The following is a 22,369-nucleotide window of genomic DNA, read 5'->3' on the forward strand; positions in this document are numbered from 1 at the left end:
GGGCCCGGGTGCGCAGCGGCGGAAGGGATCCCTGCGGGCGCGCACGGAACCGGTCAGTTTCGGAGAAGCCTTCGGGCGATCCGCGGCCATAGCGTGGCAGCGACGACGGATCACGTCGGTCCATCCATCACGGAGGAGCACCCATGACCACCGGCCTCACGACCATCATCTATCCCGTCAAGGACCTCGACCGGGCGAAGGCGGTCTTCCGCGCGCTCCTGGAAGTGGAGCCCTACGCGGACGAGCCGTACTACGTCGGATTCAGGGCTGCCGGACAGGAACTGGGACTCGACCCGAACGGCCACGCCAAGGGCATGACGGGCCCGGTGCCCTACTGGCAGGTGCCCGACCTCAGGGCGCGTCTCGCAGCACTGCTGGATGCCGGGGCCGAGCTGCTCCAGGACGTCCAGGACGTCGGCGGGGGCAAGCTGATCGCCTCGGTCAGGGACGCGGACGGCAACCTGGTCGGACTGCTCCAGGAGCCGGTCGCCTAGGGCCTGGAGGCCGGGCACCACCGCGCCGCCCCGGCACCGGCGGGTTTGCTTGCAGACGCACTAGTTGCACTGTAAACAAAGGGTCGCTTTTCTGTTACCGTGCGGGTATGGCAGCGAATACGGCCGGTGCCCGGCTCGAGGCGCAGTGGCGGGACATCCTGTCGGTCCACGCTCGCACCATGTGCGAGATCGACCGCGTGCTGCATCCGCACGGCCTCGGCGCCAGCGACTTCGAGGTGCTCGACATCCTCGCCGACGAGACACTCGAGCAGGGCTCCCAGTGCCGGGTACAGAACATCGCCGGACGCGTCCATCTGAGCCAGAGCGCCCTGTCCCGGCTGATCGCGCGGCTGGAGAAGGACGGCCTTGTGCTGCGCTCGGTGTGCGAGGAGGACCGGCGCGGGGTGTGGGTCGCACTGACCGAGCGGGGCCGCGAACTGCACGCTCTGGTACTGCCGTTGCAGCGCGAGGTCCTGACCCGCACGCTGACCGGGGTGTGACCCGTCAGACGCTGAACTCCGCGCCGTCCGGGAGGACTTCGGCCCCGGCCACGATCACGGGACGGCGGGCCGTCGGGACCGGGGCCCGCAGCGGGTCCGTACCGCCGGGGGGACTGTGGATCCGGCCCTGACCCGGATGCCGGGCCAGGGCGACCAGACTGCCGTGCTCACCCGTGACGCCGGGCTGCCCCCCCCGGCCGCCGTCCCGGACTCGTCCGGTACGGCGGTACCCATCTCCTCCGCGGCGTAGAACGTGCCGTCCAGCAGTGCGCAGTCGGCTGTCAGCAGCAGCTCGTCCAGGGACCGGGACCGGACGCCCACGCGCGGCGCGTACACGAGCACACCACCCGTGGCCAGATCCTCGACGCGATAGGCGATCACCCAGGAGGCCGATCCGCGGGTGCCGCGTGGACACCCGGGCATCCTGTCGCCGACCGGATGAGCCGTGACGACCAGACCACCGGACAGAACGAATCCGCCCTCGGTCAGGGCGTCCGCCCAGTGCCACACCGCGTAGCGGTCGAGGGCCGCCGCAGCGGGGCCAGCGCCTCCAGGACCGGTGGCGCCGCGTACACCTTGAGCTCCGCAGCCCCGCGCAGCACGCCCAGGCCCGTGACGTGGTCGGCCTCCGCGTCGGTCAACAGCACGCCCCTGACCGGGGTGTCCCGCGGACCGGGCCCCGGGCGGAGCGGGGCGGCCGCCGCCAGCTGGGTCCGGATGTCGGGTGAGGCGTTGAGCAGCCACCAGTCCCGCGAGTTGCCCGAGACGGCGACACATTCCTGGCTGCGGCAGGGCAGTTAGCCGTCGCGCGCCGCGTGGCACAGCGGGCATGCGCAGTTCCACTGCGGGAAGCCGCCACCGGTCGCCGTGCCCAGCAGTACGACCCTCACGACCATCCCCCCAGCACCGTCGGCCGCCTCCCGTGGGCTCTTCCCTCCGCACGGTCCCGGCTACCCTGCCGCAGGGGGCAGTTCCGGCCGATCTCCGGCCGGCTGCCGGTCGACGGGGCGCCGGGGCGGGATCGGGGTGAAGACGAAGTCGCGTGGACCGCTCCACAGCCCCGGGACGGCGTCGAAGCGGCGGCACAGTTCGTACGCGATCGCCTCGTAGTTGACCCGCCAGCCGTGGAAGTGCCGCCAGGCCTCCTTGGCGGACCGCTCGGCCGGGAACCCCGCCGTCGACACCATCGTGACGGCCGCCTCGAACTCCGCGAAGGTGAGCTGGATCGGGGCGTCCGGTTCCGGGTCCGCGTCGAACGGGATACGCAGGGCACGCGCGATGTCACGCAGGGCGGAGAAGCCGGCCCGCAGCACCAGTCGGGCCTCCGGCGGGGCGCTGCCGGGGGTCAGCGAGAGCTGCATCGCGGCCGCGTCCATGACGGACAGCAGGCCGACCAGCCAGTGGCGGTGGGCTCGCGGCGAGCGGAACGAGAGCAGCACCGGATACGTGGAGTGGCTCTCGCCGATGTCCGACGCCTGCCGCTCCCAGGCCCGGTAGAGCTCGGCCAGCGCGGTCTCGGTGTCGACGAGCCACTGCCGGGCCAGGATCTCGGGCCCCCAGGCCGGTTCGCCTGCCCTGGACTGGAGCAGGGTCACCTCGAGCTCGCGGCGGTTGTAGGCGGCGTACAGGGTGGGGAGGTAGGCGATCTGCAGGGCGATGAGCACCGGCCCGGTGGCCGCCGCGAGGAAGTCCAGCGCGGACAGGTGCAGCCGCCGGCCGCTGGCGAAGCCGAGCGTGAACAGGCTGGAGCCCGCCTCGCGGAGGGAGTCGGCCCAGCCCAGTGAGGACAGCGAGTACAGCAGCAGGCCGAATGCGATGAGCGCCCCGCCGAGCCAGGTCGCGAGCATGCCCATCAGGATCAGCGATCCGAGCCAGGTCTGTGCGCGGTCGATGGCCTGGTAACCCCCGCGCAGGGCGCCGAGCCGCAGCACACCGCGCAGGACCCACCACAACCGGTACATGAGCGCCGAGTACAGGCCGCGCGGTACCACCAGCGTGCGCAGGATGCTGGCGACGACGGCCACGAGCAGCAGCGCGCCGACCGCACCGGAGATCCATCTCATGCGGTCATTGTGACCTCGGCGGGACGCGGCCCGGCGCGGTGGTTCCCCTGCAGGGCCGCGCGCCCCGACGCGCCCGCGGCCGAGCGGGCGCGTGCTCGCGGACGCACCGGGCGGGCGGGACGCCGCTAGTGGCGGGCCAGCAGTGTGCGCACCCCGTCGGAGTTCAGGGTCAGCCCGTGCGGCGAGGCCGCGTCTATGGTGAGCGTGAGCTCGTCCGTGGGCCACTGGGAGGCGAGCGCCCCGAGCGGCACCAGCCGGTATCGGGAGACGAACGGCAGCAGACCGGCCATCTCCGTCTCCGAGGTGAACACCGGGACCGTCTGCTCGCCGTCGGGCTGCTCCAGGACCGGCAGGGCCACGGCGTAGGGGTCGATGGCTTCCTCCTCGGCGACATCGTCCGGCACGGGGACGAGCACGTCGCTCCCGGCCAGCGTGTCCAGCGCGTCCGAATCCTCGGCGTGCACCGCGAGGGTGTCGAGTGCGGCCTGAGCTGCGGTCGGTCGGTGGTTCTTGTCGGGCGTGTTCATGGCGGATCCCCAGATAGTGGCGGGCGGACACAGCCCGGAACCGCCGGCTCCGGGCGGGTTCCGGTCGCGTACCCATCCGGCGTCGGGCCATGCGTCATCCGTGTCCGCGATCGGCGGGTGCCCCACCGGCCGCCGAGGTCCCTGCCGACCGCGGGCACGGTGACACACGACGCAGAGCGGGCGGTGGCCCCGGGAGTCCCGGGGCCACCGCCCGCTCAGGTCCGTGCGGCGTCAGGCTGCCGCACGGTCCCTGCGGCGCATGGTGAGGAAGGTGCCGGTCGCACCGACCGCCACGAGGGCGCCCACCCCGATGCCCAGCGGAAGGGCGGGGAAGGACGACGCGTCCGTGGTCGCCGCCGTGTTCTGCATGGCGGGACCGGGGGTGATGCTGGTGGCGACGGCCTTCACCGGGTGGATCTTGCCGACCGACTTCACCGAACCGTCGGAGTTCAGGAGCACCTGCTTGTTGTTCGGGTGCCGGAAGTCGAACATACCTCCGAGGGAGCCGGCGGCGGCGTCGAAGGAGTGGTCGCCGATCCGGCTCGTGTGCCAGTTGTCCTCGATGAAGCGGATGATCGACGACTGGTCGGTCCGGGTGTGGTCGACCTTGTTGACCTTGCTGTAGGGGGAGACCACGAGCAGCGGCTGACGCGTGCCCGGGCCGCAGCGGTCCGCGTAGCCGCCCGTCGCCGCCGGTCCGGCCTGGCAGGCCGGGCTGTCGGTGGTCTTGCCGTTGGAGCCGACCGAGGTGTCCTTGGAGCCGTTGCCCGGCTTGGCGTACGCGTGGTCGTACCAGCCGTCGGAGTCGTCGTACGCGATGACCACGGCGGTCGACTTCCACTGCGGCGACTTCTGGATCGCGTTGATCTCGTCGACCAGGAAGTGCTGCTCGTCGATCGGGTCGGAGTAGGCCGCGTGGCCGTCCTGGTACTCGGCGGCCTTGAGGAAGCTGACCGCCGGCAGCTTGCCCGCCTTGAGGGCGGCGCTGAAGTCCGTCAGGTCGTAGTTGTGGTTCGCCTGTCCGCTGTGGCCGATCTCGTCGACGTTACGGGGCGGCAGGTGGTGCGGGTTGGACGTCGACTTGTAGTACTCGAACGGCGAGTGGTGCGGGCTGTAGTCGATGGCCGCGGCACCGCCGACATTGGTGTGGGTGGCGTCGCACTTGGCGTAGTGGCCCTGCTGGCCGTCCCACGGGGTGGACGGCCGGAAGCCGCCCTGGAACCAACCCCAGCTGACGTCCTTGGAGTTGAGCACGTCACCGATGTTGCGGCCCTGCATCGCGGCGAGCGCGTTCGTGCTGGTGTGATCCTTGTCGGAGCAGTCGTCGTACGCCGGGTCGGGGTCGTTGACGACCGTGCCGACACCCTTGGCGTCGGGCGACTGGACGGTGTAGGAGTCCGGCGTCGTGGTCTGCTTGGGGTGCTCGGTGCCGGACGCGGGGTCCATGGAGACGACACCGTGCGTCTGGCCGGAGACCAGGTTGAGCGCGCCGGGCGTGGACGGGCCGTAGACGGAGCTGTAGGAGCGGTCGCCCAGGGAGTAGTTCTGGGCGTAGTTCCACAGCGCGGTGACGGTGTTGCCGTCGTAGTAGTCCATCACCAGGCCCGGCTCGCCGAACAGGTTGCCGGAGCACTTGCCCGAGTCCGTGTTCTGGACGAACTGGTCGTTCTTTCCGCCGTTGTTGGCGTACTGCTCGGGCCCGTAGCCGTGGTTCTGGTCGCAGGTCACCGCCTGGGACGGGGTGAGCCGCTTGGGCGCGTACTGATTGGGGTTCTTCGTCAGCAGCCCGGCGGTGCGCAGGTTGTCGACGTCCTTCGGAGTCTTCTTGGACGCCGTGAACTTGGTGCCGTCGCTGTTGGCGGCCTGCGGGTAGGTCGCGAAGTAGTGGTCGAAGGAGACGTTCTCGTCGAAGAGCACGACCACGTGCTGAATGGGCGTGGCCGTCGAGGAGTGGCTCTGCCCGTGACCGTGCCCGGCCGGCGGGGCGGCCCACGCCGGCACATTTGCGCCGAGGGCCGTGAGCGCGGCCGCGCCCAGGAGCGCACCAAGGCCCCTCATCGTTGCTCTTCTTCCCCTGCTGGCCATGCTGATTCACCTTCCGGACACGAACGTCATTGCGCCGTACGGTCAGGGATGCTCCGCCGGACGGGCGGCACCATGCTGGAGCGGCGATGTCGGACGCATGAACAGAGGGTCAGGGAAGCAGGGGAAAACCTTGACCGTGTATTGACCAATGAACCCGGAAGTTGTCCGAACAGGTTCAGGACATCAAGGCGCGCCCGTACCAGTCCGCACCGTCCCGCACACCCGGCAGGGCGAAGAAGTAGCCGCCGCCGAACGGCTTGATGTAGTCGGTGAGCGGCTCACCCTCGAGGCGCTTCTGGATGGTCTCGAACTGACGGCTGAGGTCCTGCTGGTAGCAGCAGAACAGCAGTCCCATGTCGAGATTGCCGTTGCTGTCCACGCCCCGGTCGTAGTTGTACGCACGGCGCAGGATCCGCTGGCCGGCGGTCCCCGGTGTGCGCGGATTGGCGAGGCGTATGTGGCTGTCGAGCGGGATGACATCGCCCTTGGGGTCGCTCGGGTAGTCGGGGGTGTCGTGCTCGGCGTCACCGTCGAGCGGCGCACCCGACTCCCGGGCCCTGCCGAACATCCGCTCCTGTTCGCTCAGCGAGACCCGGTCCCAGAACTCCACGAGCATGCGGATCAGCCGTACGACCTGGTAACTGCCGCCCTGCGCCCAGTCCGGCTCGCCCATGCCGCGGTCCACCCAGATCAGGCGATCCATCTCGCGCGGGTCGGACGGGTCGGGGTTGGCGGTGCCGTCCTTGAAACCCATCAGGTTGCGCGGGGTTCCGCTGGGGCGGGGCCGGCTGGAGAAACCGTCGAGACGCCAACGGACCTGCATACCGCCACGGGTGTGCCGCGCGATGTCCCGCAGGGCGTGCAGCACCGTGTCGATGTCGTCCGCGTGCAGTTGGAGGCTGAGGTCGCCGTGGCACCACTCGGGGCGGAGGTCGTCGTCGGGGAATGCGGGCATCGTCGCGAGTCTGCGCGGGCGGCGCGCGGCCAGACCGAAGCGGTCGTCGAAGAGCGAGGCACCGACGCCGACGGTCACCGCCAGCGCGCCGGACGGCAACCGGTCGCCGAGCACACCGGAGTCGGCGGGCGGCCCGGTGATACCGAGGGCCGGAGGCGTTCCGCCCGCGGTCAGGAAGCGCGCACGGTCGGTCAGGGTGCGCAGCAGCTCACCGAGTTCCGCGCGGTTCTCGGCGGTGACGTCGAGAGCCGTGAACGCGGTGACCCGGCGCGGGGCCGCGACCACCGACTGCTGGTGGGTGCCGTGGAAGGGCACGACGGGTGGTGTGCCCGTGGCGTCGGCGGTGGACGGGGCCGCCGCGCCCCCGGCGGCGAGGCCGGCACCGGCGAGGGCGGCCCCGCGCAGGAAACCGCGCCGTCCGAAACCACCCGTGGCGGGCCCGGCGTTCACACTGTCCTCCGGGGGTCGCAGAGCGTCGCGACCGAGGCCAGCCGCTCGACCAGGTCGTCGAGGGCGGCGTCGACCTGCTCCCGCTGGGTGCGGTCGAGCCCGGTGAGCGGGGTCCACCGGTCGCCGTGGTGGAAGCCGTCCAGGGTGCGCTGCGCGCGGTCCAGATCCCTTTCGAGAACGGGCAGGTCCGCATAGCGCGAGGCGAGCAGAGGACGCAGCCGGGACACTACGGCACGCGTGCCGTCGATGTTGGCGCGGGCGGTGGCGAGGCTCGAGCCGCTGCCGTAGTCCGTCCGCCCGGTCAGCTCGAACTGCACGGTGTTCTCCAGGATCTCGTGCGCCCGCAGACCCAGCTGCGCCGGGTCCATACGGGCCTGCGCCCAGTCGTCGCGCAGGCCGCGGACGGCCTTGGTGAGGGCCGCCGCCGGGGCGCGGAGCTGCTGCGCGGACCCGCCGTGCCACAGCCCGTACTCGATGCGGTGGAAGCCCACGAAGGAGGGGTCCTTCACACCGCCCGGCAGCCCGGCGTCCGTTCCGTTGATCTGTGCGTCGGAGTCGCCGAAGGCGTCGTACGCCGCACCGAGCCGCTCGTACTCGAGGTGCGCCGGCAGCCAGGCCTTCCGGGCCGCGTCGAGGTCGCCGCGGTCGATGGCCTCCTGCAGCCGGCCGGTCAGCCGCACCACGTCGTTCAGACCCCCGCCGACCCACTTCTGGTAGTCGATCGCGAGCGGGATGAGATCGTGCTGGGTGACGGGGGCCGCGGCGGGGCCGGGCCTGCCGCCGGTGGTGACGCGGACCGTGGGGCCGGTGACCGCGTCGGCGTCGTCGGGCAGGCAGGTGAACGCGTACGAGCCCTTGCCGAGACGGACGGTCAGCGAACGGGTGGTGCCCGCGGCGAGACCCTCCAGCTCTCCGTACACGGCCCGGCTGCGGGGATCCTCGAGATAGACCTCCGCGGGATCGCTCGAGGTGTTGTGCAGATCGAAGACCTGCAGCCCGGGAACCGGACTCGTCCAGCCGCGGCCGCAGCCACTCGGCGACACCTCGACGGCCGTGTGCCGGAGCCCGTCGCCGGCGGCCCGCGCATGCCGGGCTCCGCCGAGTGTGGTGATCAGCAACGCCGCCACCAGGACGAGGGTGAGCAGGAGCCCGCCCGCGGCCCAGACGCGGCCCCTCCGCAAGGTGAGGCCGGGCACCGGCATTCCTCCGCGCCTCCCCGAACAACGTGCGAACGTACCCGCGCGCCTTCGTGCGGCGCGATCACCTCATGCTAGGCAGCGGCTCCCGTCCGGAAAGCCCCTGGCAGGGACTGACACCAAGAGTTCCCTCGCGGTTCACCGGGGGCTCGCCGGCCGAGGGGCCCGGCGGATCGACCTGGACCCGTGCCGGTCGGCCGCCGCACCGGTCATCCCCGTGGACCACTCCGCCGTGCCGTGCGCTCGAGCGCTTCGTAGGGTGGTGACCCGGAGGCACGTCATGGAGGTCCGCGATGCCCCGCAGCATCTGGTCGGGAGCGATCAGCTTCGGCCTGGTCACCATCCCGGTGGACGTGGTGCCCGCGACCGAGGACCACAGCGTCCGCTTCCACCAGTACCACCTGCAGGACATGGGCCGGGTGCGGGTCCGGAAGTACTGCGAGGTCGAGGACCGCGAGGTCCCGCAGCAGGAGATCGGCAAGGGCTACGCGCTCACCAAGGACCAGATCGTCCCGGTGCTCGACGAGGAGTTGCGGGAACTGCCCCTGCCGACGGCGAGGGCCATCGAGATCGTGGCGTTCGTACCCGCCGGGTCCATCGATCCGCTCCGCGTCGGCGAGGGCTACTACCTCCAGGCCTCCGGCACGGTGGCCGCGAAGCCGTACGCCCTGCTGCGCAAGGCGCTGGCGAGGACGTCGAAGGTCGCCGTGGCGAAGTTCGCCTGGCACGGCAGGGAGAGGCTGGGTCTGCTGCGGGTGCGGGACGAGGCGCTGGTGCTGCACTCGATGCGCTGGCCGGACGAGATCCGGGACCCGGCCGAATTGGCACCGCCGGACATCCGGCTCTCCGACGGCGAGATCACCGAGGCACAGCACCTGATCGACCGGATGACCCGCGACGACCTCGAAGGGCCCGACTTCGCCGACCACTACACCGAGGCGCTCGAGCAGGTGATCGAGGCCAAGCGTGAGGGGCACGCACCGCCCGAGACCCCGGAGCCGGAGGGCGAACCGGGCAGGGTGCTCGACCTGATGGCCGCACTCCAGGCATCGGTGGCCCAGGCGAAGGCGTCCCGCGGTGAGGCTCCCGAGGCCGAGGTGCACGAGCTCCCGAAGAAGACCGCCGCCGGCACCAAGGCGAAGAAGGCACCTGCCAAGAAGACCGCCGCGAAGAAGAGCACCGCGAAGAAGACCGCCAAGAAGACCACGGCCACGAAGGAAACGGCGAAGAAGACCGCGGCGAAACAGCCGGCCCGCCGGCGGCGCAGCGCGTAGCCGGGCCGGGACGGGCCGGGTTGTCGTCACCGCCCGCGTCGACCGCCCGTCCGTGGCGGCCGCAGATGCGGGGTGAGCACCCGACGGTCCGTACGGCCCCCTGGGGACCGCCGCCTCCCGGACCGCCTGTCAGGGACGGTGGGCCGGGGCGGCGGAACGCGCGTCCGCCGCGGTCGCCGGGCGCCCCGACGCGGTGTGATCGGACAGGACCAGGTCCTTCGCCCGGCGGAACTCCTCGTCCGTGATGTCGCCGCGGGTACGCATCTCGGACAGCCGGACGAGTTCGTCGGTACTGCTGTGGCGTCCGCCTTCCGCCGCGGTCCGACGGATGTAGGAGTCGAAGGCCTGCTGCTGGGCGCGCGCCTGCGCCACCTCCCGACGGCCCATGTCCTTCCCACGGGCGATGAGATAGACGAGGACGCCGAGGAAGGGGAGCACGACCAGGAACACGAGCCAGCCGGCCTTGCCCCAACCGCTCATGGAGTCGTCGCGGAACACGTCAAGGACGACCCTGAACAGCAGGACGAACCACATGACCAGCAGGAAGAACCACAGCATCGTCCAGAAGGCGCTCAGCAGTGGATAGTCGTAGGCGAGGTACGTCTGCGCGACCATGTCTCTCCTCCGTTCCGGGCTTTCGCCCCGGCCGCCGGTGCCGTCTTCAGGGTGCGCGAGGCGGGGACGGCGCGACCTCACCCGGCAGGGGTGAGCGCCGGTGCCGCGGGCGCGCCCGCGGTTCTGGACCTCGTTCCGCAACGGTGGCTCAGGGAGCCACCGTCGGCGGCAGGGGCGGCTTCGGCGCCCGCGGGCACATCCCGCGCGCGGCGGACGGTTCGGGCCGGCGGACGACGCTGATCACGCCGCCGCGGATCCACCGGACCGCCCTCCGGCTCCCGCCCTGCGCAATGCGGCCGACCATGCGAAGGCGACCACCAGCTCCGCCAGTCCGAGCAGCACCAGCCACAGGCCGAGCAGCCGCGCCAGGACGACCGCGGACTCGATCGGCAGGGCGAGCACCACGATCCCGGCGACGATGCCGAGTGCCGCCGTGCCGAGGACGAACGCCCGGTGCGGCAGGTCACGGTCGCTGAAGGCCGTGTAGGCGGTCAGCATGCCGGTCACCAGCCATACGACCCCGACGATGAGGGACAGCGCCGCGATGGTCTGCAACGGGTGCCGCAGACACAGCACCCCGGCAAGGACCAGCAGCACCGCGACGAGCAGGCGCGGCACCCGTTCGTCGCGCTCCTCCAGGGGGAAGGCAGCGACGAACCGCAGCGCCCCGGCCACAAGAAGGGACAGTCCGACGAGGACCGCCAGCACGTGCAGGGTCCCTCCTGGCCAGGCCAGCACCATGATGCCCGGTATCAGCGCCGCGAGCGCCGAGCTCAGCACCAGGGTCCACGAGGCGGCGAGACCCACCCGCAGTACCCCGCGGTCGTCGTCCGTGCGGTGCCCGGTGCCGTCGGACAGGTGCTCCGGCCCGGTGCGCGACGCCCGACCACGGGGTACGGTCATGGCTCCTCCTGGCAGGATCGGTACGGGTCACGGCAGGTTCGCCGAGGGGGCGGTGTACGGACCCGTGCGGACCAGGCGTCCACCGCATGCCGGGTCACCCATGGCGGGTGAGGTCGTCCGGCCCCTCGAGGCCGTGCTCACTCCGGCAGCCGGTGCATCTCCACGACACGCAGTCCGAGCGACCGGCACCGGGCCAGCAACCCGTACAGGTGAGCCTCGTCGACGACGGGCCCGACCAGCACGGACTGTCCCGAGAGAACGAGGTGGTCCATTTCCGGGAACGCCTCGGTGAGCGTGTCCGACAGCTGTCCGTCGACGCGGATCTCATAGCGCATGAGCTGCTCTCCCTCGGCTGTGCCCGGGCGGCCGTACCGCGCCCCGTCCGCGATGCTCCGCCCCGCCGCACCGCACGGCCTCACCTGCGGAAGGTGAACCGGGCGACGGCCCGCCCCGGTGTCAGTCCCTCAGGACGATCTTGCAGACGATGATCAGCAGCCCGAGCAGGAGATTGACCGCGGCGCTGACGATCACCAGGCGCCAGGAGGCTCCCGCGGTGCGAGCGGCGGCCGCCGACCAGCCCACCTGGCCGGCCACGGCGACGGCGAGCGCGAGCCAGGCCCCGCCCAGGAGGTCGAGGCCAAGGAGCGGACTGACGATCACAGCGGCGGCGGGCGGGACGGCGGCCTTGACGATCGGCCATTCCTCACAGCAGACGTGCAGCACGACCCGGCGGTCCAGGACCTCCTGCGCCAGGCGGGCGCCGAACAGCTGGGCGTGCACATGCGCGATCCAGAACACCACGGCGGTACTCACCAGCAGCACCACGAGCTCGACGCGCGAGAACACGCCGGCCGCACCGGCGCCCACGACCACGGAGGCGGCGAGCAGCGATCCGTACACGCCGCCGGTGAAGTCACCACGGGCGCGCGGCCCGGTGGGACCTGCCGTGGCCTCGGAGTGTTCCGCCTCGGACATCACAGCCTTCCTGGGGACCGGCTGAAAGTCTGCGTGCACCGCGGCGCCGCGACCAGGACCCGGCGGGCCCCGGGCCGGGGCTTCACCTCACCGGACGATCCCGCCGTCGCGCGGCGCGAACCGGCCATCGATCCGGTGCCCTCGACTGCCGTGCGCCGTCGTCTCCGCCCCGGCCGAACCCTTCCTCCGGCGGGCCTGCGAACGGCAGCCGCCCTCGCGGACCCACGCATCCACCGCGCCGGTCGAACCCTGACGACCTGCCCGCACAACCCTGCGTTTACCATATGAGCGCCGCCTAGCTCGAAAGATAAATCTGTGACTGTCAACGACGACTCGTTCACCAACTGGAAGAACCGCGAGGAGATCGCGGAGTCGATGATCCCGATCATCGGGAAGCTGCACCGGGAGCGGGACGTCACGGTCCTGCTGCACAGCCGCTCCTTGGTGAACAAGTCGGTGGTCAGCATTCTCAAGACCCACCGATTCGCACGGCAGATCGCCGGGGAGGAGCTCTCGGTCACCGAGACCCTCCCGTTCCTCAAGGCGCTCGGCACCCTGGATCTCGGCCCGTCCCAGATCGACATCGGCATGCTCGCCGCGATGTACCGGACCGACGACCAGGGCCTGTCGGTCGAGGACTTCACCGCCCGGGCGGTGGCCGGGGCCACGGGTGCCGACAAGATCGAGCACGGTGAGGGACGCGACGTCGTCCTGTACGGCTTCGGCCGCATCGGCCGGCTCGTCGCCCGCCTGCTGATCGAGAAGGCCGGTTCCGGCAACGGTCTGCGGCTGCGTGCGATCGTCGTGCGCGGCGGCGGTGACCGGGCCGCCGAGGATCTCGTCAAGCGGGCGTCCCTGCTCCGCCGCGACTCCATCCACGGCCAGTTCCAGGGCACGATCACCGTCGACGAGGCGAGCTGCTCGATCATCGCCAACGGCAACACCATCAGGGTGATCCACGCCGACGACCCGGCCGAGGTCGACTACACGGCGTACGGCATCAAGGACGCCATCCTCATCGACAACACCGGCAAGTGGCGCGACCGCGAGGGCCTGTCGAAACACCTGCGTCCCGGCATCGACAAGGTCGTGCTGACCGCGCCCGGCAAGGGCGATGTGCCCAACATCGTGCACGGCGTCAACCACGACATGGTGAAGCCCGACGAGCGGATCCTGTCCTGCGCGTCCTGCACCACCAACGCGATCGTGCCGCCGCTGAAGGCGATGGACGACGAGTACGGCGTTCTGCGCGGACACGTGGAGACCGTCCACTCCTTCACCAACGACCAGAACCTGCTGGACAATTACCACAAGTCCGAGCGGCGCGGCCGCTCCGCGCCGCTCAACATGGTGATCACCGAGACGGGTGCCGCCTCCGCCGTCGCCAAGGCGCTGCCCGACCTCAAGGCGCGGATCACCGGCAGCTCGATCCGCGTGCCCGTGCCCGATGTCTCGATCGCGATCCTCAATCTCCAACTCGCCCGTGAGGTGACCCGCGAGGAGGTCCTCGAGTACCTCCGTGATGTCTCGCTGACCTCGCCGATGCGCCGTCAGATCGACTTCATCAGCGCTCCCGACGCCGTCTCCAGCGACTTCATCGGCTCGCGCCACGCGTCGATCGTGGACGCGGGCGCTCTCAAGGCCGAGGGCGACAACGCGATCCTCTACCTCTGGTACGACAACGAGTTCGGCTACTCCTGCCAGGTCATCCGCGTCGTGCAGCACGTCTCCGGGGTGGAGTACCCGACCTACCCGGCCCCCGCGGCCTGACACCGGCGCGCACGGCTCCCGGTCCGGTCCACCGTCGTACGGGGCCCGCCGCCGGGACCGGCGCACCAGAAGCGCCGCGGCGGCTGCTGCGGCTTCCCCTCCCCGGCGCTGTACGGCTGAACTTCCCTCCTCAACAGGGGAGTTCAGCGATGTTTGCGCCAATGTTCAGTCACGCGGCTCGTCCTGCCCACCGACTCCTTGCGAGAATCTCGGCGCCCGGGTCACTCCCTCCCCAGGAGACCCCGGGATGTACCCCGTCCTCTGACGCCCGCAGGGAGTTGACGTGCGCGACCAGGTACCCCCCACAGCACGCCGCAGAAGAACTCCGTCCGTCCCCAGGCTCTCGCGGCGGCTGCGCCGCTCCGCGTTCGCGAGCGCCCTCGCCGCCATCGCGCTGGTCGTGGCGCTGCCCGCCAGCGCCCAGGCCAACGTTCTGCAACTCCTGCCCCAGAACGCCGACGGTCTGGAGCAGTCCTTCTCCCCCGCCTACGACTACGACGGTGACGGCTGCTACGCCACCGCGGCCATCGGCGTCGACGGCACCATCAACCCCGGTCTGAAGCTGGGCGGCGACGTCAACGGGCACTGCCACGACTACGCCCAGCTGGCCAACGCCAACACCTACTCGCGCGAGAAGTGCAACAACGGCTGGTGCGCCGTGGTGTACGCCAGCTACTTCGAGAAGGACCAGGCCACGCTCGGTCCCGCGGCCATCGGCCACACCCACGACTGGGAGCACGTCGTGGTGTGGATCAACAACAACGAGGTCCAGTACGTGTCGGTGTCGCAGCACTCCGGCTATCAGGTGGCCGGGCGTTCGTCGGTGCGCTTCGACGGGACCCACCCGAAGATCGTGTACCACAAGGACGGCGTCTCCACCCACTGCTTCCGGTTCGCCAACAACAACGACGAGCCGCCGGAGAACGCCACGGGCGGCTGGTTCTACCCGCGTCTGGTGGGCTGGAACGGCTACCCCGCGGGCTTCCGCGACAAGCTCATGAGCGCGAACTTCGGCTCGGCCACCATCAAGATCAAGGATGGTGACTTCGAGTACGCCCTGGCGAACTCCATGCCGTCCGGGATCCCGTTCGACCCCAACGCCTGATCTGCGCACGTCGAAGGGCCCGGTCGCAGCCACGGCGGCCGGGCCCTTCGACGCGCACCACACGGCGAGCGCGGCAGGCGTCCCGAGGAGATTCCGGGTCAGGAGGCCGGTTCGCGGGCCGTCCGGGCCGCCGCTGCCAGGTCCATGTCGGTGGTCTCGGGTGCCAGGAACTGCGACACCAGGCCGCCCACCGCGAGCACCCCGGCGCCGACGAAGAGAACGAACCGGGCGCCGAAGTGGTCGAGGCCCATGGGCAGCAGGAACGTGCCCACGGCGGCGCCGACTCGGCTCATGGCCGTCGCGAAACCCACGCCGGTGGCGCGCAGCGAGGTGGGGAACACCTCCAGCGGATAGACCGCGGTCAGCGCGCTGGAGGCGGCGTTGAGGAAGATGAAGAAGAGGAAACCGGCCACGATGACCGGCGTGGAGGACGGCCACACCGCGACCAGGGCCAGGCAGCCCGCCGTGATCCAGAACGGCGGGATCAGCAGCCTGCGGCGGCCGATGCGGTCCACGACCAGGCAGCCCGCGGTGACGCCGGCGACGGCCGTGAAGGAGTAGACGAGCAGGGCCGCGACCGCGTTGTCGCCCATGTGGAGGGCGTCGAAGACCTGGGTCCAGAAGGTGCCGATCGCGAAGTACGGCAGGACGAGCGCGGCCCAGAAGACGCTGGCGAACACGGTGCTGCGAATGTGCCGGCGGCTGAACAGCGAGCGGAAGCCCTCCTGTCCCGCCTCGGTGCGCTCGTCGAGTTCCGCCGCCACGTCGATCTCGATGCCGTACTTCGTGATGAGCTCCTCGGCCTCCTCGCGGCGGCCCTTGCTCAGCAGCCAGCGGGCCGACTCCGGGATGCCGCCCCGCAGCGCCACGCACACCACGGCGATCACCGCACTGCTGGCCAGGGACCAGCGCCAGCCGCCCTGGACGTCCGCGAACAGCGCGCCGACGACGGTCGCCAGCGCGTAACCGACGTACCAGCTGATCTCCAGGCTGGCCAGCAGCCTGCCGCGCCCCTCCTTCGGCGCGTACTCCGAGAGCAGGGGAGCGCCGATGGCGTACTCGCCGCCGATCGCCACACCCATCAGCAGCCGGATGACGAAGAGTTGCAGCCCGTCGGTGACGAAGAACTGGAGCACCGAGCCGACCAGGAAGACGAGCATGTCGGCGAGGAACACCGGGCGCCGCCCGAACCGGTCGGCCAGGCGCCCGAAGACCGGGCCGCCCACGAAGATGCCGATGAGCGGCGAGGCCCCGACCAGTCCCTCCATCACGGTGGACAGATGGAGGTCGGTGGTCAGGGCGCCCATCGCCATGCCGATGCCACCGATGATGTAGCCGTCGATGCCCTCGCCTATCTGCGTGGCGAGCTTCAGTTTGGTGTGCAGGCGGCGGCGTTCACGCAGCGGGACGGGAGACGGTGGGGTCTCGAACTGGGGCTCGGTCGCAGGCGTCGTTGCCATGAGCGGTCCTTGTCTGTTCGGTGGCCGGGCGGTCCGGGGTGGGGGCCCGGGCCCGTTTCAGGGCATGGCGAAGAGGAACTCGGGGAACGGACGGGTGTGGGGACGTACAAGAGGTTTCAGTCGATGGGCCAGTCGAGGGCGATGTACTGCGTCTCGAGGAACGCCTCGATTCCCTCGCGGCCGCCTTCCCGGCCGAGGCCGGACTGCTTGACGCCGCCGAAGGGGGCGGCGGGATCGGACAGCAGGCCCCGGTTGACGCCGACCATGCCGGCCTCGAGGCGCTCGGCGATGCGCAGGGCACGGGCGACGTCCCGCGAGTAGACGTACGAAGCCAGGCCGTGGACGGTGGCGTTGGCGCGCGCGAGCATCTCGTCCTCGTCGGTGAAGGTGGTGAGCGGGGCAACCGGCCCGAAGACCTCCTCGTGAAGAATGCGAGCCTCCTCGGGCACGTCGGTGAGGACCGTCGTGGGGTGGAAGTTGCCCGGTCCGTCGGGGACCGTGCCCTGTGCGGCGATCGTCGCGCCACGGGCCACCGCGTCGTCGACAAGCGAACGGATCTTGTCGACCGCCGCCTGATTGATCATGGGGCCGAGGGCGACACCCTCCTCCGTCCCGGGGCCGGTGCGCACGGCCGCCATGGCGGCACCGAACTTCTCCGTGAACTCGGCGGCGACGTCGGTGTGGACGTAGAACCGGTTGGCGGCGATGCAGACCTCGCCGCCGCCGCGCATCTTGGCGTCCATCGCACCCCGCACGGCGGCGTCGACGTCGGCGTCCACGCAGACGACGAAGGGGGCGTTGCCGCCGAGCTCCATGGTCACATTGACGACGTTGGCCGCGGCCTGCTCCAGGAGCAGCCTGCCGGTCGCCGTGGAGCCGGTGAAGGAGAACTTGCGGATCCGTTCGTCGCCGAGCCAGGTCGAGACGACCTCGGGGGCGCGGTCCGTGGGCAGGACGTTCAGCAGTCCCTCGGGCAGTCCGGCCTCGGCGAGCAGCGCGGCCACCGCGAGGGCGGTGAGCGGCGTCTCGGGGGCGGGCTTGAGCAGGACGGGGCAGCCGGCCGCGAGGGCGGGGGCGATCTTGCGGGTGGCCATGGCGGCCGGGAAGTTCCAGGGAGTGACGAACGCGGTGACGCCGACCGGGTGCCTGCGTACGACATGCCGGAAACCACCGCCCGGGGCGTCGCCGAAGGACGAGCCGATGCGTACGGCCTCCTCGGCGAACCAGCGGAAGAACTCGGCCGCGTAGCCGACTTCGGCCGCCGCGTCCCGGTAGGCCTTGCCGTTCTCGAGCACGATCAGGCCCGCGAGCAGGTCGGTGTGCTCCCGCATCAGCCGGAAGGTGTCGTGCAGGACCTCCGAGCGGCGCCGCGCCGGCGTCGCACGCCAGGCGGCCGCCGCCCTGTCGGCCGCCTCGATCGCGGCGAGGGCGTCGCCCGGACCCGCCGAGGAGACCTCGCGGACGAGGGCGCCGGTCGCCGGATCGTGCACGGGGTAGGTCCGTCCGTCGGCGGCCGGGAGCCAGCGACCGCCGATGAGCACGTCGCCGTCGGCGAGCGGGGACTTGGCGAGGGTGTCGATGCCGACGAGGTTCATGAGCTGCTCTTTTCTCGGTTCGGACCGGGGCTCGTCCGATGCGCGGTGAATTTACGAGCGCGACATACGGCGGACAAGGCCACTCCGACGGATCGCAACGGGGGTTGCTGTCAGGGCAACTCGGACGATCACCGTCGCCCCGCGGCCGGGATCCCGGGCCGTGTGTCCCCTCCCCTGTTCAGACCAGCCCTGCCCGGGCCGGCTGCGGGCGCCGCGGCTGCCAGCCGAGCAGCGCCGACACCCGGGTCGCGGCCCGGGCCGTCGTGCGTCCCGCCTCGTCGAGCCGGTCGCCGAACCGCGCCTTGGGGGCGGAGATGTTGAGGGCGGCGACCACACGGCCCCGGAAGTCGCGCACCGGGGCGGACACTCCGACCAGACCGGCCTCGAACTCCTCGCTCACGCGCGCGTACCCCAGCCGTCTGGCGTCCTGGATGAGCCCCCACAGTTCCGGGACGGGCATTTCGCTCGTCGTGCCGAAGCGGACGTACAGCTCGTCGGGCGTGGCGTCGCTCAGCAGCACGCGACCGGCGGACGTCTGCCAGGCGGGCACCCCGCGGCCCTCCCAGCCGTGGACGCGGAAGGAGTGCCCGGAGACGGACAGCAGCGTCAGCACCTCGCGGTCGCTGAGCACGCACAGGTGGCTGGTCTCCTCCAGGTCCGCCGACAAGGCGCGCATGACCGGCTCGGCCATCCGTACCAGGCGACTCTCCGTCGTGCGGGCGACGAGGGAGAACAGGCGCCATCCCAGGCGGTACTCCAGCGTGTCGGGGTCGCGCTCGACGATCCCCTCGGCGGCGAGGGCCTTCAGAGCCCGGGAGACCTGGCTCTTCTCGCGTCCCACCAGCTGCGCCAGGCGCACGACGCCGAGGCCGCCGGCCGTCTGCGCCTCGTCGGAGGCGAGGGCCTCCAGCAGGTCGATGTCCCGGCGCAGGCCGTGACCCCGCGAGGCCGAGGAGGTGTCCGTCACGCCCGTCATCCTAGGCCCGTGACACGGGGAAGGAACCCCAGGTCAACCTCTGAGTTGTCAGGAGAGCAACCGGCATTTCGATTCCCCCGGCCGCCTTGCGAGGGGGTGGCGGCAGACCTAGATTCGCCGCATCGGGCCGGATGAACTGCGCGGAATGCGAGGTTCATCCCTTGCCCCGTCGCACCCGGGTTCCCTGCCGAACCCCCCCGCTACCGAAGGTCCAGGAGTTCCGATGCCCTCCCCCTTTGCCGCGACCGCGCTCATCGGCGAGTCCTTCGTCGGTGACGGCGCCGACGCCGCACACACGAACGTGGTGATCGGCCGCAAGGGCGGCCCGGTCGAGACTGCCTGGGCGACCGCGCTGGCAACGCCGAGCGCGGGACATGTGCCGTTCATGACGGTCGTACGCCCGTCGGTGCCGGTCCGGCCGCTGACACTGTTCGTGAACAAGGCCGTCGCCGGAAGCGATCTGCACGAACGCGCCATCTGGGGCAGCGCCCAGGCGGGCCTGGCGCAGGGTGTGCTGGACGCCGTGGCGCAGGGCCTGATCCCGCCCGGGGAGGCCGACGAGCTGCTGATCATCGCCGCGGTGTGGGTCAACCCGGCGGTCCACGACCTCGACGCCTGCTTCCGCAACCAGCGGGCCGCGGCCCACGGTGCGATCCGTGCCGCCGTGACGGGCACCCCGTCGGTCGACGACGCCCTCGCCGCGGCGAGGGAAGGTGCGACGAACCCGTTCTACACACCCTCCCCCGAGGTGCTCGCCGCGTCCGCGCCCGAGGTGGTCGCCCGGTGAAGATCACCGACATCACCCTGGACCGCCTTCGCCTCGAACTCGATCCGCCCTTCCGCGCCGCCTGGGACCCCGAGCCGCGCAGCCGTTTTGACGCCACGATCGTGCGCGTGCACACCGACGAGGGAATCACCGGGATCGGGTCCGGCGACCTCATGGACGGCTTCGACACCTACAAGCACCTGTTCGTCGGCGAGGACCCGCTCGAGATCACGCGGCACGTCAGGGCGATCGAGACGGCCAACTTCCACGGCGCCCACTACTGGCCGCTGGAGGCGGCCCTGTGGGACGTCATCGGCAAGGTGCACGGGCGTCCCGTCTCCGAGCTGTTCGGCAACGCGGCGAGGCGACTGCCCGCGTACGCCTCCTCCGGAGAGCTGAAGTCCCCGGGGGAGCGGGTGGCGACGGCGCTGAAGGTGCGCGAGGCCGGCTTCCGGGCCATGAAGATCCGCATCGACCGCAACCGCGTCGACGAGGGGATCGCGTCGGTCCGGGCCGTTCGCGAGGAACTGGGCGACGACTTCGAGATCATGGTCGACCTCAACCAGTCCTGGCGGATGGCCGGTGACACGGCGAACGCCTCCGACCTGGCCAAGACCCGCAAGACCATCGCCCGGCTCGCCGAACTCGACGTGTTCTGGGTGGAGGAGCCGCTGCCGTACGCGGACCTGGACGGCTTCAAGCGGCTGCGCGCCGAGAACCCGGGCGTGCGCATCGCCGCCGGCGAGATGCACCACTCGCCCACTGAACTGCTGCGCTATCTGGAGGAGGACGCCCTCGACGTCTACCAGATGGACGTGGTCCTCGCGATCGGCATGCACCGCGCCCGCACACTCGCCGAGCTCGCACACCTGAAGCACCGTCAGTTCACGCCGCACAGCTGGACCAACGGCATCGGCGTGCTCGCCAACCTGCATGTCGCGGCCGGCGTCGGCGGCGGCCCGTACTTCGAGTTCCCCTACGACCCGCCCGGCTGGACCCCCGAGCGCCGCGACTTCATGCTCGCCGAACCCGTGCAGGTGAACGCCGACGGCTGCCTCGAGGTGCCCGACAGGCCGGGTCTCGGCATCGAACTGGACGAGGACGCGATCGACCGCTGGAGGGTCAAGTGACGTACACCATCGAGGACCTGCTGACCCGGTCCCACGACGAATGGCGGGCCGCGGCCGACAAACTCGCCTTCGAGGCCCGCCTGTTCATCGACGGCACGTTCACCGATGCCACGTCCGGTGACGGCTTCGCGAGCGTGTCGCCCCGCGACGGCGCGGTGCTGTGCACGGTGCAGGCCGCGTCCGCCGAGGACGTCGACCGTGCCGTGCGGTCCGCGCGCACCGCCTTCGACGACGGCCGCTGGCGTGACCTCGCGCCCAAGGAACGCAAGGGCATCCTGCTCCACTGGGCGGAGCTGATCCGCGCCGATGCCGAGGAACTGGCCCTCCTCGACACCCTGGAGATGGGCAAACCCATCACCGAGTCGCTGCGGGTGGACGTGTCCAAGGCCGCGGAGACCATCGCGTGGTACGCCGAGGCCATCGACAAGACGTACGACGAGATCGCGCCGACCCCGGGTGACGCGCTCGCCTTGATCACCCGGGAGCCCCTGGGCGTCGTCGGGGCCGTCGTTCCGTGGAACTACGCCCTGCTGATCGCCAGTTGGAAACTGGGTCCGGCGCTCGCCACCGGAAACAGCGTGGTCCTCAAGCCCGCCGAGCAGACCTCGCTCGCCGCGCTGCGGCTGGCCGCGCTCGCCACCGAGGCCGGGCTGCCCGACGGCGTGCTCAACGTGGTCCCGGGACGGGGCGAGATCGCCGGGCAGGCGCTCGGCCGGCATCCGGACGTCGACAAGATCGCCTTCACCGGCTCGGCGGAGGTGGCCCGGCTCTTCCAGGTCTACGCGGGCGAGTCCAACGGCAAGCAGGTCGCCGTCGAGGCCGGGGGCAAGTCGCCGCAACTCGTCCTGGCCGACGCCGACATCGAGGCCGCCGCCTCGGCCGTGGCCTGGGGCATCTTCTACAACGCGGGCCAGACCTGCAACGCGGGGTCGCGCGTCGTCGTGCACTCCTCGGTGAAGGACCGGCTGCTCGACGCCGTACGGCGCATCACCGACGACACCTTCCGGGTCGGCGACCCCCTCGACCCGGCCACAGTGATGGGCCCGATCGTGGACGAGGCCCAGCTGACCAAGGTTCTCGGCCATGTCGAGCAGGGCGTACGGGACGGCGCGACCGTGCTGTTCGGCGGCGGCCGCACACTGGCCGGAACCGGCGGCAGCTATCTCGAACCCACCGTGCTCGACGGCGTCGACAACACCTCCGCCGTCGGTCAGGAGGAGATCTTCGGGCCGGTCCTCGCCGTGGTGTCCTTCGACGGAGACGTCGACGACGGCGTGCGGCTCGCCAACGAGAGCGACTTCGGGCTGGTCGCCTCGGTGTGGACGCGGGACGTGACCGTGGCGCACCGCACCGCGAAGCGGCTTCGGGCCGGCACCGTCTGGATCAACACCTTCGACGCCAGCGACGTCATCACCCCGTTCGGCGGCTTCAAGGCCACCGGTGCGGGTCGCGACAAGTCGCTGCACGCACTGGACGCGTACACCGCGCTGAAGACCACCTGGATCAATCTCGCCTGACCCGCCCCCGGAG

Annotated in this window: 22 protein-coding genes; 8 read left to right on the plus strand and 14 right to left on the minus strand. The window is 71.0% G+C overall.

Annotated features, from left to right (window positions below; all coding sequences use genetic code 11):
- Nucleotides 1-143 precede the first annotated feature (143 nt).
- Both RCR19_RS04190 and RCR19_RS04195 read left to right on the plus strand, forming a co-directional pair.
- Nucleotides 144-494, plus strand: a complete 351-nt coding sequence (locus RCR19_RS04190) for a VOC family protein (RefSeq protein WP_331263822.1) — start codon at nt 144-146, stop codon at nt 492-494.
- 107 nt (nt 495-601) lie between these two features.
- Nucleotides 602-994, plus strand: a complete 393-nt coding sequence (locus RCR19_RS04195; RefSeq protein WP_331263823.1) for a MarR family transcriptional regulator — start codon at nt 602-604, stop codon at nt 992-994.
- Nucleotides 995-1,048: 54 nt separating this feature from the next.
- On the opposite strand, the gene RCR19_RS04200 is transcribed toward RCR19_RS04195, so the two are convergent.
- From RCR19_RS04200 to RCR19_RS04230, 7 genes are all read right to left on the minus strand, one after another.
- Nucleotides 1,049-1,504 (minus strand): hypothetical protein, encoded by a 456-nt coding sequence (locus RCR19_RS04200; RefSeq protein ID WP_331263824.1) that lies wholly within the window; start codon nt 1,502-1,504, stop codon nt 1,049-1,051.
- Nucleotides 1,480-1,791: an MBL fold metallo-hydrolase gene (locus RCR19_RS04205; RefSeq protein WP_331269343.1), complete on the minus strand. Its 312-nt coding sequence runs from the start codon at nt 1,789-1,791 to the stop codon at nt 1,480-1,482. Before RCR19_RS04205 ends, RCR19_RS04200 begins: the two co-directional genes overlap by 25 nt.
- Before the next feature lie 153 nt (nt 1,792-1,944).
- On the minus strand, nt 1,945-3,057 hold the full coding sequence (locus tag RCR19_RS04210; protein WP_331263825.1) for a hypothetical protein: 1,113 nt from the start codon (nt 3,055-3,057) through the stop codon (nt 1,945-1,947).
- Between the two features lie 125 nt (nt 3,058-3,182).
- Nucleotides 3,183-3,584: an SseB family protein gene (locus tag RCR19_RS04215; protein WP_331263826.1), complete on the minus strand. Its 402-nt coding sequence runs from the start codon at nt 3,582-3,584 to the stop codon at nt 3,183-3,185.
- Nucleotides 3,585-3,815: 231 nt separating this feature from the next.
- Nucleotides 3,816-5,642, minus strand: coding sequence for an alkaline phosphatase family protein (locus RCR19_RS04220; RefSeq protein WP_331263827.1), 1,827 nt, complete (start codon nt 5,640-5,642; stop codon nt 3,816-3,818).
- 202 nt (nt 5,643-5,844) lie between these two features.
- Complete coding sequence (gene efeB, locus RCR19_RS04225) at nt 5,845-7,074, minus strand: iron uptake transporter deferrochelatase/peroxidase subunit (protein WP_331263828.1); 1,230 nt, start codon at nt 7,072-7,074, stop codon at nt 5,845-5,847.
- On the minus strand, nt 7,071-8,276 hold the full coding sequence (locus RCR19_RS04230) for an EfeM/EfeO family lipoprotein (RefSeq protein WP_331263829.1): 1,206 nt from the start codon (nt 8,274-8,276) through the stop codon (nt 7,071-7,073). The genes efeB and RCR19_RS04230 overlap by 4 nt, the downstream gene beginning before the upstream one ends.
- Before the next feature lie 287 nt (nt 8,277-8,563).
- On the opposite strand from RCR19_RS04230, the gene RCR19_RS04235 reads away from it, so the two are divergent.
- The gene (locus RCR19_RS04235) at nt 8,564-9,544 is read left to right on the plus strand and encodes a Ku protein (protein WP_331263830.1); all 981 of its coding nucleotides are present in this window, start codon (nt 8,564-8,566) and stop codon (nt 9,542-9,544) included.
- Between the two features lie 129 nt (nt 9,545-9,673).
- On the opposite strand, the gene RCR19_RS04240 is transcribed toward RCR19_RS04235, so the two are convergent.
- The 4 genes from RCR19_RS04240 to RCR19_RS04255 form a co-directional block, all read right to left on the minus strand.
- Nucleotides 9,674-10,159: an SHOCT domain-containing protein gene (locus tag RCR19_RS04240; protein ID WP_331263831.1), complete on the minus strand. Its 486-nt coding sequence runs from the start codon at nt 10,157-10,159 to the stop codon at nt 9,674-9,676.
- Between the two features lie 240 nt (nt 10,160-10,399).
- On the minus strand, nt 10,400-11,062 hold the full coding sequence (locus RCR19_RS04245; RefSeq protein ID WP_331263832.1) for a DUF308 domain-containing protein: 663 nt from the start codon (nt 11,060-11,062) through the stop codon (nt 10,400-10,402).
- A 137-nt stretch (nt 11,063-11,199) separates the two neighbouring features.
- On the minus strand, nt 11,200-11,397 hold the full coding sequence (locus tag RCR19_RS04250; protein ID WP_059127895.1) for a hypothetical protein: 198 nt from the start codon (nt 11,395-11,397) through the stop codon (nt 11,200-11,202).
- Between the two features lie 121 nt (nt 11,398-11,518).
- Nucleotides 11,519-12,037 (minus strand): hypothetical protein, encoded by a 519-nt coding sequence (locus tag RCR19_RS04255; RefSeq protein ID WP_331263833.1) that lies wholly within the window; start codon nt 12,035-12,037, stop codon nt 11,519-11,521.
- Between the two features lie 315 nt (nt 12,038-12,352).
- Here RCR19_RS04255 and RCR19_RS04260 point away from each other — a divergent pair, with 315 nt between their 5' ends.
- Nucleotides 12,353-13,807, plus strand: a complete 1,455-nt coding sequence (locus tag RCR19_RS04260; protein WP_331263834.1) for a glyceraldehyde-3-phosphate dehydrogenase — start codon at nt 12,353-12,355, stop codon at nt 13,805-13,807.
- 352 nt (nt 13,808-14,159) lie between these two features.
- Nucleotides 14,160-14,912 carry an NPP1 family protein gene (locus tag RCR19_RS04265; protein WP_331269344.1) on the plus strand — a complete coding sequence of 251 codons (753 nt, stop codon included), beginning with the start codon at nt 14,160-14,162 and terminating at the stop codon, nt 14,910-14,912.
- A 98-nt stretch (nt 14,913-15,010) separates the two neighbouring features.
- Here the strand turns inward: RCR19_RS04265 and RCR19_RS04270 are convergent, their stop codons facing one another.
- The 3 genes from RCR19_RS04270 to RCR19_RS04280 all read right to left on the minus strand — a co-directional run bounded on the left by RCR19_RS04270 (nt 15,011) and on the right by RCR19_RS04280 (nt 18,943).
- On the minus strand, nt 15,011-16,372 hold the full coding sequence (locus RCR19_RS04270) for an MFS transporter (RefSeq protein ID WP_331263835.1): 1,362 nt from the start codon (nt 16,370-16,372) through the stop codon (nt 15,011-15,013).
- A 116-nt stretch (nt 16,373-16,488) separates the two neighbouring features.
- Complete coding sequence (locus RCR19_RS04275) at nt 16,489-17,967, minus strand: NAD-dependent succinate-semialdehyde dehydrogenase (RefSeq protein WP_331263836.1); 1,479 nt, start codon at nt 17,965-17,967, stop codon at nt 16,489-16,491.
- Nucleotides 17,968-18,145: 178 nt separating this feature from the next.
- On the minus strand, nt 18,146-18,943 hold the full coding sequence (locus RCR19_RS04280) for an IclR family transcriptional regulator (protein ID WP_331263837.1): 798 nt from the start codon (nt 18,941-18,943) through the stop codon (nt 18,146-18,148).
- A gap of 223 nt (nt 18,944-19,166) precedes the next feature.
- On the opposite strand from RCR19_RS04280, the gene fae reads away from it, so the two are divergent.
- From fae to RCR19_RS04295, 3 genes are read left to right on the plus strand one after another with little or no spacing between them, the layout of a single operon-like run.
- Nucleotides 19,167-19,730, plus strand: coding sequence for a formaldehyde-activating enzyme (fae, locus tag RCR19_RS04285; protein ID WP_331263838.1), 564 nt, complete (start codon nt 19,167-19,169; stop codon nt 19,728-19,730).
- Nucleotides 19,727-20,839, plus strand: a complete 1,113-nt coding sequence (locus tag RCR19_RS04290) for a mandelate racemase/muconate lactonizing enzyme family protein (RefSeq protein WP_331263839.1) — start codon at nt 19,727-19,729, stop codon at nt 20,837-20,839. The genes fae and RCR19_RS04290 overlap by 4 nt, the downstream gene beginning before the upstream one ends.
- On the plus strand, nt 20,836-22,356 hold the full coding sequence (locus RCR19_RS04295; RefSeq protein WP_331263840.1) for an aldehyde dehydrogenase: 1,521 nt from the start codon (nt 20,836-20,838) through the stop codon (nt 22,354-22,356). Before RCR19_RS04290 ends, RCR19_RS04295 begins: the two co-directional genes overlap by 4 nt.
- Nucleotides 22,357-22,369: the final 13 nt, after the last annotated feature.

The organism is Streptomyces sp. WAC07094 (genome assembly GCF_036320405.1).
Taxonomy (GTDB): Bacteria; Actinomycetota; Actinomycetes; order Streptomycetales; family Streptomycetaceae; genus Streptomyces; species Streptomyces lannensis.